The organism is Streptomyces tauricus, from assembly GCF_014650955.1.
Classification (GTDB): domain Bacteria; phylum Actinomycetota; class Actinomycetes; order Streptomycetales; family Streptomycetaceae; genus Streptomyces; species Streptomyces tauricus.
In genome coordinates this window covers 37,128-48,975 of sequence record NZ_BMVY01000004.1, presented here as the reverse complement: position 1 = coordinate 48,975, position 11,848 = coordinate 37,128, and the positions used below count along the sequence as shown (strand labels likewise).

General features: G+C 71.4%; 12 protein-coding genes. 5 read left to right on the top strand and 7 right to left on the bottom strand.

The genetic code is table 11. The features are described from left to right. Positions 1-138 precede the first annotated feature (138 nt). From IE278_RS09210 to IE278_RS09200, 3 genes are all read right to left on the bottom strand, one after another. Entirely contained in the window at positions 139-1,773 is a 1,635-nt protein-coding gene (locus IE278_RS09210) for an SMP-30/gluconolactonase/LRE family protein (RefSeq protein ID WP_189770606.1), read from the bottom strand. Then, positions 1,770-3,662: a flavin-containing monooxygenase gene (locus IE278_RS09205; protein WP_189770605.1), complete on the bottom strand. Its 1,893-nt coding sequence runs from the start codon at positions 3,660-3,662 to the stop codon at positions 1,770-1,772. Before IE278_RS09205 ends, IE278_RS09210 begins: the two co-directional genes overlap by 4 nt. 136 nt (positions 3,663-3,798) lie before the next feature. Next, complete coding sequence (locus tag IE278_RS09200) at positions 3,799-4,500, bottom strand: response regulator transcription factor (RefSeq protein ID WP_246570230.1); 702 nt, start codon at positions 4,498-4,500, stop codon at positions 3,799-3,801. Positions 4,501-4,775: 275 nt separating this feature from the next. On the opposite strand from IE278_RS09200, the gene IE278_RS09195 reads away from it, so the two are divergent. Next, the gene (locus tag IE278_RS09195; protein ID WP_189770604.1) at positions 4,776-5,222 is read left to right on the top strand and encodes a MarR family winged helix-turn-helix transcriptional regulator; all 447 of its coding nucleotides are present in this window, start codon (positions 4,776-4,778) and stop codon (positions 5,220-5,222) included. A 90-nt stretch (positions 5,223-5,312) separates the two neighbouring features. Here IE278_RS09195 and IE278_RS09190 read toward each other — a convergent pair whose 3' ends face one another. From IE278_RS09190 to IE278_RS09175, 4 genes are all read right to left on the bottom strand, one after another. Further along, positions 5,313-6,011: a DUF1775 domain-containing protein gene (locus tag IE278_RS09190; RefSeq protein WP_189770988.1), complete on the bottom strand. Its 699-nt coding sequence runs from the start codon at positions 6,009-6,011 to the stop codon at positions 5,313-5,315. Beyond that, positions 6,008-6,871, bottom strand: coding sequence for a hypothetical protein (locus tag IE278_RS09185; protein ID WP_189770603.1), 864 nt, complete (start codon positions 6,869-6,871; stop codon positions 6,008-6,010). The genes IE278_RS09190 and IE278_RS09185 overlap by 4 nt, the downstream gene beginning before the upstream one ends. 190 nt (positions 6,872-7,061) lie before the next feature. Further along, positions 7,062-7,532, bottom strand: coding sequence for a hypothetical protein (locus tag IE278_RS09180; protein ID WP_189770602.1), 471 nt, complete (start codon positions 7,530-7,532; stop codon positions 7,062-7,064). Further along, the gene (locus IE278_RS09175; RefSeq protein ID WP_189770600.1) at positions 7,510-8,148 is read right to left on the bottom strand and encodes an ATP-binding protein; all 639 of its coding nucleotides are present in this window, start codon (positions 8,146-8,148) and stop codon (positions 7,510-7,512) included. Before IE278_RS09175 ends, IE278_RS09180 begins: the two co-directional genes overlap by 23 nt. A gap of 308 nt (positions 8,149-8,456) precedes the next feature. Between IE278_RS09175 and IE278_RS09170 the strand changes: the two genes are divergently transcribed. From IE278_RS09170 to IE278_RS09155, 4 genes are all read left to right on the top strand, one after another. Continuing rightward, positions 8,457-9,332, top strand: a complete 876-nt coding sequence (locus tag IE278_RS09170) for a Sco1979 family transcriptional regulator (RefSeq protein WP_189770599.1) — start codon at positions 8,457-8,459, stop codon at positions 9,330-9,332. Between the two features lies 1 nt (position 9,333). Then, on the top strand, positions 9,334-9,570 hold the full coding sequence (locus IE278_RS09165) for a DUF397 domain-containing protein (RefSeq protein ID WP_189770597.1): 237 nt from the start codon (positions 9,334-9,336) through the stop codon (positions 9,568-9,570). Between the two features lie 117 nt (positions 9,571-9,687). Beyond that, positions 9,688-10,506, top strand: coding sequence for an SAM-dependent methyltransferase (locus tag IE278_RS09160; RefSeq protein ID WP_189770595.1), 819 nt, complete (start codon positions 9,688-9,690; stop codon positions 10,504-10,506). Positions 10,507-10,809: 303 nt separating this feature from the next. Then, a complete protein-coding gene (locus tag IE278_RS09155; protein WP_189770593.1) occupies positions 10,810-11,826 on the top strand; it encodes a substrate-binding domain-containing protein in 1,017 nt (338 codons plus the stop codon). Positions 11,827-11,848: the final 22 nt, after the last annotated feature.

Below are 11,848 nucleotides of genomic sequence, written 5' to 3'. Positions count from 1 at the left end.
CCCCTGGAACGGTCGGCTCCCTCTTCCCCGGTCCGCACTCGACCGACGTCTCACGCGGGGTGGTGAAGGCTTCGATGAAGTATCGCCGATGCCACTGACAGTGCTTCCTCCGACCTCGCCGGGCGGGCCCGGCGGGCTCTACGACGTCCGCTCGGCCCTCTGGCCGCCGGCGGCGGTCAGCCGCAGCACGCTGCCCTCGCCGTTCGCCGCGACGAGGAGGGTGCCGTCCGGGGCCACGGCGAGACCGGCGAACGCGCGGGGCGAGCCCGGCATGCCCTCGGCGAACAGCGCGGGGTCGGCGCGGGTGATGCCCGGCGGCAGACCGACCGGAAGGTTCTCGGCGTCGATCCGGCTCTCCCCCGTGCTGAGCGAGACCGCCCGCAGGCACCGGTCCCGCGTGTCCACCGTGAACAACTCGTCGCCGCGCACGGTGAGGCCCTGCGGCGCGCCCAGTCCCTCGGCCACGGTCACCGCCTCGCCGTCGTCGATCCGCAGCACCGCCCCGAGCCGGTCGTCGCTGACGAAACAGCGGCCCTCGGCGTCGAAGGCGACGTCCACGGGATGCCGTAGCCCTTCGGCCAGTACGTTCGTCGCGTCCGTGCCGTCGATGCGTACGACGCGGCCCGCGCCCGTCTCGGCGACCACGAGCGCCCCGTCGGGGGCGACCGCGATCCCGGTGGGCTCGTCGAGCCCCCGCACCCGTACGCGGGTGGTCCTGCGTACGGGGTCGTACGTGCGGATGTCGCCGTACTCGGAGGCGAAGTGCAGGAGTCCGTCGTCGGCCGTGATGCCGTGCACGAAGGTCTGGAGTTCCTGGGTGACCACCCCGCTGGAGTCGCCCTCCCCGGAGTTGCCCGGGCTCGCGAGGCGGTAGTGGTCGGCCGCGTACACCGTGCCCCGGAGGTCGACCGTGACCCCGAACGGACCGCTGAGGCCCCGGGGGACGATCTCCCGGGTGCGGCCGTCGTCGTGCATCTCGGTGACGCCGCCGCTGCCGAAGCTGGAGACGTACATACGGTTCTCCGCGTCGAAGGCCGCGTTGTCCAGCCCGACCACTCCGCTGACGACGACCGTACGCGCCCCGGTGGCCAGGTCGATCCGGGTCACGATGCCGGCCGGGCCGCGGGAGAGGACGACGAGGACGCCTCCCTTGTCGAAGCGGACCGCGACCGGGTCGTCGACGTGCTCGGCGAACAGTTCGGGCACGCCCCCGTCGGGCGGGATCCGCCAGACCTGGTTGCCGATCATGTGGGGGTAGTAGAGGAAGCCGTCCGGGCCGAGCTGCATCGCGTTGCCGAGGGCCAGTCCGCCGGTGAGGACGACCGGTTCGCCGCCGTCGGGGAAGAGTTCGAGCAGACGGCCGTTCATCCTCATCTCGTTGACGAAGAGCCGGTCGCCCACGCAGGTGATGCCGTTGGGCACCCGCACCTGGTCCGACACGAGGGTGTACGTGCCGTCGGGGGTACGCCGCCAGACGCGGCCCGGGGTCAGATCGGCGATGTACAGGGAGCCGTCCGCCCCGAACGCGAGGTCGTCCGGTGCCTGGACCGGGCCGTCCTGCTCCACGACGACGTCCACGTCCCCGGAGGCGGGGTCGACCGCGCTGATCCGGCCGGCCAGGAACTGTGCCACGTACAGCCGTCCGTCGGGGCCGAAGGTGACGCCGTTCGAACCCCACAGCCGGTTCGGGGGGTTCAGCCGGTCGGTGTGCCAGCGGCGGCTCGTCACCCGCTGGTCGCCGGTGTCGTCGTACCGGCTGGGGCCCGCCCTCATCGCCGGTCCCCTTCCCCGTCGACTTCCCCGTCGACGAGGACGTCGTCCATGCCGCCGTCCGCGCGCCAGCGCCTGAGCAGTTCGTGGAAGGCGACCGGCCCGTCGCCGTACGACTCGCTGCGCTGCCGGGGCCTGCCCTCGTTGTTGTAGTAGCCGGGGGTGCACTCGGCCTGGAACGCGTACAGGTCGGCGGCCTTCTCCCGGATCGTGGCGACCCAGGCGGTCTCGGCCTCGACGGTCGGCTCCACGTACCGCGCCCGGCGCGCGCGTGCCGCGGCGACCACCTCGGCGACATGGGTGGCCTGCTCGTCGAGGATGTGGACGTAGTTCACGGCGCTGGCGTTCTGCAGCGGGCCGAGCTGGAAGAGGTTGGGGAAGCCGTTGCTGTAGAAACCGTGGAGGGTCCTCGCGCCCTGCCGCCAGGCGCCGGGCAGGGTGGCGCCGTCCCGGCCGTGCACCGGGAGGCGGCCCGAGAGGATTCCCGAGACGCCGACCTCGAAGCCGGTCGCGAAGATGACGCAGTCGACCTCGTACTCGGTACCGCCGACCACGACGGCGTGCTCGGTGATGCGCTCGACACCGCCGTGGTCCGCGGTGTCCACCAGCGTCACATTGGGCCGGTTGAACGTGTCCAGGTAGCGGTCGCTGAACGTGGGCCGCTTGCACATGTACCGGTACCAGGGCTTGAGTGCCTCGGCCGTCGCCGGGTCCTCGACGACGGAGTCCACCCGCGTCCGGATCTCGTTCATCTTCTGGAAGTCGGCCAGTTCGTTCAGGCGCTCGCGTTCCTCCGGGGGAAGGTCCGCGTAGTTGTTGGTCGGGATGAGGTTCTGCAGCAGGCGGGCGCTGCTGGTCCAGCCGTCGTTCACCAGGTCGCCGCCGGCGGGTGAACCGGTGACGGTCCGCAGGAAGTTGTCCCTGCGGCGGCGCTGCCAGCCCGGTTCGAGGGAGGCCGCCCACTGCGGATCCGTGGGCCGCTGACCGCGTACGTCGACGGAGGACGGCGTGCGCTGGAAGACGTACAACCGCTGTGCGTCGCGGCCCAGATGGGGTACGACCTGGATGGCGGTCGCGCCGGTGCCGATCAGTGCCACCCGCTTGTCGGCGAGCTTCGCGAGGTTCCCCGTCGCGTCGCCGCCGGTGTACGCGTAGTCCCAGCGGCTCGTGTGGAACGTGTGGCCCTTGAAGGTCTCGATGCCCGGGATGCCGGGGAGTTTCGCCTGGCTGAGCGTGCCGCTGGAGATCACCACATAGCGGGCCCGTACGCGGTCGCCGCGGTCGGTGGAGACCACCCACTCCGACTCGCCCTCGTCCCACCGCAGTTCGGTGGCCAGGGTGCGGAAGCAGGCTCCGTCGTACAGGTCGAAGTGACGGGCGATCGCCCGCGCGTGCTGCCGGATCTCCTCGCCGGGGGCGTACTTCCACCGGGGGACGTAGCCGATCTCTTCGAGCAGCGGCATGTAGACGTACGACTCGATGTCGCAGTGGATGCCCGGATAGCGGTTCCAGTACCAGGTGCCGCCGAAGCCGCCGGCCTTCTCGATGACACGGATCGACTCGACGCCCGCCTGGCGCAGCCGCGCGCCGGCCAGCAGACCGCCGAACCCGCCGCCGATGACGACCACTTCGACGCGGTCGTGCAGCGGCTCGCGCGTGAACTCCGCGCTCTCCACGTACGGATCGTCGGCGTAGTAGCCGAACTCCCCGTCGACGCGCCGGTACTGCGCGTTCCCCTCGGGCCGGATACGGCGCTCGCGCTCGGCGCGGTAGCGCGCACGGAGGGCGTCCGGGTCGAACCCGAGCCCGTCCGGACGGGAACCGGCACCGAGATGGGGATAGGGAGGGAAATCGGGTGTGTCGGACGACGAGGCATGGGGCGTGGGGGGCATACCTGTCCTTCGGGTGTGGGGACGGCGACCTCTGTGATCACATGCAACCGGAGCGGACTGACCGCGCACGGCCGGTTACCTGACAGGAAGCTGACGTGACCCGGATCACACCTCTCGCCACGGTGAGGAGTGGGGCTCAGCGGCCGAGGCGGTAGCCGAAGCCCCGGCGCGTATGGATCAGCGAGGGCTGCTCCTGATCCACCTTCTGGCGCAGACGCGAGACGAGTTTCTCGATCGCGTTGCCCGCCCGGGTCTCTCCCCAGACATGGAAGCAGATCTGTTCCTTCGACAGCACGCGTTCCGCGTTGGCCAGCAGATGACGCAGCAGCCGGTACTCGGCGGGGGTGAGGTCGAGCGCCCGCCGGCCGCGCCAGGCCTGGCAGGTGGCGTCGTCGAGCACGAGATCGCCGTAGCACGGCCCCTGGTGCACCGGTTCACGGCCGCGGAGTAACACATGGACCCTGGCGAGGACTTCGGAGACCCTGAACGGCATGGTGACGTAGTCCGCCTGCCCCAGGCCCAGTTCGGGCACCAGCGCCCCCAACGTCTCGTACGGGGCGAGGAAGAGGACCGGCGGCCGGTCGGCCGGGCGGAAGCGGCGGCCCTCCCCCAGGCTCTCGACGTCCGGGACCGTCACATCGAAGAGGACCAGGTCGAAGCGCCGCTCCGCCAGACGCAGCATTCCCCGGGCGCCGGTGCGCGCGACGGTCACCCGGTAGTCCGCCAGCTCCAGCGTGGTCGTCAGCAGGTCGGCGACCGCCGGATCGTGGACCACGACCAGCAGGTGCTGCCCCGCCCCGCGCGCGGGCACGGAGACGGACACGTCGGCGCCGGTCACGTACTCGCCGACGGCACCGTCCGCTCCGCGCACCGGGTCCACCTCGCCCACTCGTCCACCTCGTCCGCCTAGTCCGCCTCGCCCGTCCGGCGCGTCGCGTCGAGCGCGACCGCCCGTCCGTCCGCGACGGCCGCACCGCGCCACGCCGCGCCGAATATGCATCATGCACAATACGTGTCGGATGCATATTTGATGTCATGTCTGATGCCCCTGACCGCGGGACCGGACGCAAGGTGGGGGCAAGAGCCAGCTCCGGGGAAGGACCGGCGACCGACATGGACAAGCCCACACACTTGATCGAGTTCGAGACGATGCTGCTCGGGCGGCACCTCTATCTGAACTCGCCCCGGGCCGGCGGTCGCCTCGAACGCAGCGCGTACATCGTGCTCAGCCGCATCCGGATGGAGGGCCCGATGTCCATCGGGCAGCTCAGCGACGCCTTCGGCCTGGACGCCTCCACGCTCAACCGGCAGACCGCGGCCATGCTGCGCGGCAACCTCGTCGAACGCATCGCGGACCCCGACGGCGGCATCGCCCGCAAGTTCCGTATCACCGCGGAGGGCGAGCGCCGGCTCGACTCCCACCGCCGGGAGAGCGTCCAGGGGCTTGAACGGGTGATGGCAGGGTGGGAACCGGAGGAGGTCGCCGCCTTCGCCGCGTACCTCAAGCGGTTCAACACGGACATCGAGAACCTGGACGAGCGCCCTTGGCCGCGCCCCTGACGCCGCGCCGCCTCCACCCGGGAGCCGGTCCGTAAGCCCGCCCAGCACCCGGCCCGTGGGGCGTTGCGCGTCCCACGGGCCGGGTGAGGGTCAGCCGCCGGTGGCGGAGGCGCGGCGCTTCGTCAGCCACCACGCCCCGCCGCCGAGGACGAGTACCGCGGCGATCGCGCCGCCGACGAGCAGCCCCGTGGAGGAGCCGTCGTCGTCCTTCTTCTCCCCGGCCTCGGCGGCCGTGCTCGCGTCGGCGGTCGCGGTGGTGGTCGACGCGGCGGCCGACGGCGTCGGACTGGGTGTCGGACTCGCGCTCGGGCTGGGGGCGACGGGGGTCGCGCCCGGTGCCGCGGCCTTCAGCTTCAGGAGCGGGGCGGGCTGCTCCGCCTCCTGCCCGTCCTTCGGCAGCTCGATCCAGCGGGAGATCTCACCGTCGCTGTAGGTCTCCACGGTCTTGAACGCCACCTCGTCGGCGTCCGGGAGCTGGCGGACCCGCACCTGGTACTCGGCGTCGACACCGGTCTTGAGCGCCGGACCGCCGACCACGTAACCGTCGTCGGTGACTTTGAGGCGCCAGCCCTTGGGCGCCTTGCCGAGGGACACGTCGGCCGGTGCGATCCCCTCGGGCAGGACGACCCGCACCTCGCGGAAGCCCCCCGAGGCTGACTCCGCCTCGGAGACGAAGGTGAGGGTGACGTTCTCGGCGAGGGCCTGCGCCTTGTCGGCCTCGACCTCCGCGTGCGCGGCGGCGGGTCCCGCGAGCGCGAGGACGGACGTCAGCGCGGCGGCACCGGTCAGCCCGGCACGGCGAAGGTTCGCGGACGGGAACTTCGTGGGCGTGGACGTGGACTTCGCGGACGGGGGCGTGGACTTCGCGGACAGGGACACAGGGGGACTCCTCGCTGGTGGAAGAACCGGGCGGGGCTCAGGGGCCTCACCCGGGTGAAGGGGACGCGCGGGACGGGCGTACGTCCCGGGGGTCCTCTGCGCACCAGCGTGTGTTCCAGTGTGGTCGTGCGTGTCCCCGTCGGGCCGTCGCAGGGACCGGTGAGCGGTACGGGCGGCGGCTCGTGGGCGGCGGTGGGCCCACCGCCCGGCAGGAGCCGGGACAGTACCGCCGCCGCGAGCGCGCGCAGCGTACGGCCGGTGAGCAGCACCGCCGTGACCGCCGCGTCGGCCCGGTGGAGCAGCCAGGCGACCAGGAGGGCGGCGCAGACATGGACGGCCGTCATCGCCCCGGCGGCGTGCTGCCAGGCGGGTCCGCCGTCACCCGTCGCCATCGCGAAGTGACCGGCGTGCGCGGTGTGCCCCGCGCCGCCGAGGTGAGCCGTACCGGTGTGGCCCGTACCCGTACGGGTCACGCCCGCGACCTCGCCCAGCGCGAGGTGCATCGCGCCCTGGGCGGCGAGCGTGCACCCGACGACCGTGCGCAGTCCGGGGCGGCGGCGGGCGAGGGGACGTACGGCGGCGAACTGCGCGACGGCCAGGGCGGCCGCGAACCGCCACGGCACCTGCCCGCCGTCGACCGCGTGATGGCCGACGGCCGCGAGCACACTGCCGACGAGAGCGAACGTCACGGCCCGGACCGCGGCTGCCGCGGAACCCGCGCCGAGGCCGACGGCCCGGTCTGCGCCCCGCGTCACCTGGTCACCCGGCACGCCCGCCCGCCGTCCTCCCCGCGCCCGTCGTCTCGCCGAGCGTCGCGTCCCATCATTTCTCGTCACGGCGCGACGCGTACGGCGTTCGCCTCGCCTCGTCGCGTACGCATACGCATACGCATACATCTACATCTACGTCTACGTCGGAGGGGGCGGGCCCGTTCACGCCGGGGAGAGCGGGGTCCGTGGTTCAGGCCCCCGCGGCGAGGGACCAGCTCGGGACGCGGCCGGCCAGGCGGCACGCGAGGAAGTACAGGGGGATCGGCGGGGTGTAGGGCGAGTCGCCCGCGGGGCTGTGGATCAGCCGGGGTTTCGGGGAGAAGCGTCCGCGGCGCGCGCGGGTCCACGACGGGTCGGCCCGGTGGGCACCGACCGTGTAGGTGACGGAGGGCGGCCAGCTGACGCCGATGTGGGAGCCGGCGGGGACGACCCACCACCAGCGCCCGCCGTCCGCGGAGCCGCCGTCGGAGTCGTCGGCGAAGACACAGCCGATACGGGGCAGACAGTCCAGGATGCGTTCGCCGTGCTCCCTGGACGTGCCCACCACGTCACACCCCAGGCCGGTGCGCAACTGCGCGGGTATGACCAGGCGGATCGGGCGCTCGGACGGGGACGTCACGGTCGTACGCGACCACGGTTCAGGGGCGTGCTGCAGTTCCATGAGGCAGGGATCCTTCGGCCGAGTGGGGGGCGGGCCGGGTGAGGTGCGGGGTGGACACGAGCCCGGAGGACGCGTGTGTCCGTGGGTCCGACGGCAGGGGGGACGGCGGGGGGACCGTCGTCGGACGCGCCGGCAGGACGGCCCAGACGACGCGTCCGGAGCCGTGCGCGGTGTCCCGCGTGCCCCAGTCGCTGCTGAGCATGCCGACCAGCATGAGTCCGCGTCCGCCCTGGTCGTCGAGGCGGGCGGTGCGCTGTGCGGGGATCGACAGACCGCGGTTCTGGTCCTCGACCTCCAGATGGATCCGCTGTCCGTCGGTGCGGAGTCTGCACACGATCCGCTCGCTCGCCGTGTGGGTGAGCGCGTTGGTGACGAGCTCGGAGGTCACCAGGACAGCGTTGTCACATGCCTCGGCATCCGTGCCCCACGCGCGGAGCAGTTCGGTCACGTTCCGGCGGGCGAGGCCTACCGAGGCGGGGGTCGGGGGCAGGCCGAACACGCCTGTCCTGTCGGAGTTCCCGTCGGAGTGCGTGCCGGGGTTCCGGTCGGACGTCCTGTCGGTGCGTTCGTCCGCGGGCAGTCGGCCCAATGGCTTGGGGAGAGAGGGCGGAGCCATCGCCGTTCGCCTTTCGTCTGCCTTCGCACCGGGGGTCAGACCGGTGCCGGTACCCCACGGATCGGCTGTGCCACGGGGTGCGGACACCCCGTTGCGGACAGTGACGGTGCGCCGGCCGTTCTCCCCCAACTGGGCCGCGTCGTCAGGTCGTTCACCGGGCCGTGACGGTACGCCCTACTGTGACACCTGCCAACATCAGCTCGCAACCGGCAAGTTGAAAATTGCAATTCCACCGGTGCATGCTTCCTCTGTCGAACGGGTGATCGTGACAGACTGCGACCTCGAAGCCCGCTGTGAGGGGGTAAGGCGTGACCGCTGAGACCGACTGGGGTGGCGCGCCCTCCGTCCTGCGCATGATCCTCGGCAGACAGCTGGAGGAACTGCGCACCCGCGCCGGACTGACGTTCGAGCAGGCGGGTGCCGCGCTCGGGGTCAGCCACTCCACCATCCGCCGCATGGAGGCCGCCAAGGTGGCCCGGCTGAGGCTGCCCGACGCGGAGAAGCTGCTCCAGATCTACGGCGTGACCGACCAGCAGGAGATCGACACCTTCCTCAAGTCGGTCCGTGAGGCGAACAAGCGCGGCTGGTGGCACACGTACCGCGATGTACTGCCCGACTGGTTCTCCGCGTATCTGAGCCTGGAGCAGGCGGCGCTGCAGATCCGCGCCTACGAGGCGCAGTTCGTGCACGGGCTGCTGCAGACCGAGGAGTACGCGCGCGCCCTGCTGAGCGCCGGCAACCCGCACGCCTCGGTGGAGGCGACGGACCGCCGCGTGGCCCTGCGCATGCGGCGCCAGGAACTGCTCTCCAAGCCCTCGCCGCCGCGTGTGTGGATCGTGATGGACGAGACGGTGCTGCGGTGGCCGGTCGGCGGTCCCGAGGTGATGCGTGCCCAGATCGACCATCTGATCGAGGTCAACTCACTGCCCCATGTGACGTTGCAGATCATGCCGTTCGCGAACGGTCCGCATCCGGCGATGCGGGCCGGCGCGTTCCACCTCTTCCGGTTCCGGGCGCGCGAGCTGCCCGACATCGTCTATCTCAGCGGCCTGGTGGGCGCTGTGTACCTGGACAAGGACGACGACGTCGTGGTCTACCGCGAGGCCCTGGACCGGCTGGGCGCCCAGTCGGCGCCCGCCAGAAAGACCGAGGCCCTCCTCGGTGCGATCCGCAAGGAGCTCTGACGTGCACCACCACATACGCAACGGCGTCCCGTCCCGCGAACTCGGCAACCGCGGCTGGTACAAGCCGTGGAGCGACGACGCGGGCGGCGCCTGTGTCGAGGCGAAGAAGCTCGGCGACGGCCGGGTCGCGCTGCGCCAGTCCACCGACCCCGACGGTCCCGCGCTGGTCTTCACCCCGCGTGAGATGACGAGTTTCCTGGCGGGCGTGAAGGCCGGCCGCGCCGACTTCCTGCTCTGACTCCCTGCTCTGGCTCTCTGCTCCGACTCTCGGCTCCGAGAGCTTGACCGCTGTTTCGAAACTCCTGCTGGTGCTTGAGCGTTCACCGTGAACCGACGACATGATGGGAGATCGGCGTTGCCCGACAACGACGGATGGCCTGCCGACCGGATCGACACCGAGAGCGCGCACTCGGCTCGCATCTACGACTACATCCTCGGAGGCAAGGACTACTACCCCGCCGACAAGGAGGCGGGTGACGCCATGGTGCGGGAGTGGCCCGCCATGCCCGTGCACATGCGGGCCAACCGCGACTGGATGAACCGCGCGGTGCGCTGGCTCGCCGAGAACGCGGGGATACGCCAGTTCCTGGACATCGGGACGGGTATCCCCACCTCCCCGAACCTCCACGAGATCGCCCAGTCGGTGGCCCCCGAGTCCCGGGTGGTCTACGTGGACAACGACCCCATCGTCCTCACCCTGTCCCAGGGGCTGCTCGCCAGCACGCCCGAGGGCCGGACGGCGTACATCGAGGCCGACTTCCAGCACCCGGAGGCCGTGCTCGGCTCCGCGGAGTTCCTGGAGACCCTGGACCTGGACAAGCCGGTCGCGCTGACCGTCATCGCGATCGTCCACTTCGTGCTCGACGAGGACGACGCGGTCGGTATCGTCCGCCGCCTGCTGGACTCGCTGCCCTCGGGCAGCTATCTGGCGATGACCATCGGCACGGCCGAGTTCGCGCCGCAGGAGGTCGGGCGGGTCGCCCGTGAGTACGCGGCGCGCGGTATGCCGATGCGGCTGCGCACGATGGGCGAGGCGGAGGAGTTCTTCGAGGGCCTCGACCTGGTCGAGCCCGGCATCGTCCAGGTGCACAAGTGGCACCCGGACGGGACCGGCGAGGAGGGTGTCCGGGACGAGGACATCGCGATGTACGGGGCGATCGCCCGCAAGGGGTGACGCCGCCGCCGTGAGCGAGTATCAAACCGGCCCGCCGACTCTTCCACGACGTCTGCGGGCCGGTCGGGGTTGAGCGCGCGGTTCCCCGCGCCCCTTCGGGGACGCGCTCGGCAGCCTCATCCCTACCTCAAATCAAAAGCACACAACTCCGGCCATGCGGACGCTCACTTGACGACCGGGCGCCACACACGGTTGGCTCCGGCCAGCAAAAGTCGGACAGTCGGCACCCTCGTCCCGCCGCCCGTCACAGCGACTTGACGCCCCCATCCGCTTGTCGGCCGCACAGCGAGGTGCTGTTCCCCCATGACCCACACCCCCTCCCGCCCCCTGCTCACCAGATCCGCGCGCGGCACCGCTGCCCTCGCCGCCTGCGCCGCCGTCTCCCTGCTCGCGTCCGGCTGCACCGGTTCGGACGGGGCGGACTCGGACGCCACCACGGCGGGCAAGGCGGGCGCCTCCGGCATCAAGGTCGCCCTGATCACCCACAGCGCCCCGGACGACGCGTTCTGGGAGCGGGTGCGCAAGGGCGCCGAGGCCGCCGCCGCCAAGGACGGCATCGATCTGGCGTACCAGAGCGACCCGGACGCCGCCGGACAGGCGAAACTGGTGCGCGAGGCGGTCGCCGACAAGGTCGACGGCATCGCGGTGACGCTCGCCAAGCCCGAGGCGATGAAGGGCGCGGTCGCCGCGGCCAGGGCGGCGGGTATCCCGGTGGTCGGACTCAACTCCGGTATCGACGCCTGGAAGCCGGGCGGTCTGCTGCAGTACTTCGGCCAGGACGAGAGCGTCGCGGGCCGGGCCGTCGGCGACAAGCTGGACTCGCTGCGCGCCAAGCACGCCCTGTGCGTCATCCACGAGCGCGGCAACGTGGCCGTGGAGGCCCGCTGCGCCGGTGTGAAGAAGACCTTCGGCGGCCGTACCGATCTGGTCTACGTGGACGGCACCGACGAGGACGCCCTGATCGAGTCCGTCGCCGCCGCGCTGCGCCAGGACCCGACCATCGACGAGGTCGTGATGAACGGCGCCCAGTTCGCCCTCGCGGCCGTTAAGTCGGTGAAGGAGGCCGGCAGCAAGGCCAGGATCGCGACCTTCGACCTGAACAACGACATCGTCAAGTCCGTGCAGAGCGGGGACGTGCAGTTCGCCGTGGACCAGCAGCCCTATCTGCAGGGATACCTCGCCGTGGACGCGTTCTGGCTCTACGAGACCAACGGCAACGTCAGCGGCGGCGGTGAGGAACCGGTGCTCACCGGACCGGCGTTCGTCACCAAGCAGAACGTCGCCTCGGTGGCCAAGTACGCGGCCAACGGGACCCGCTGAACCGCCCGACGGGCTGCCCGAA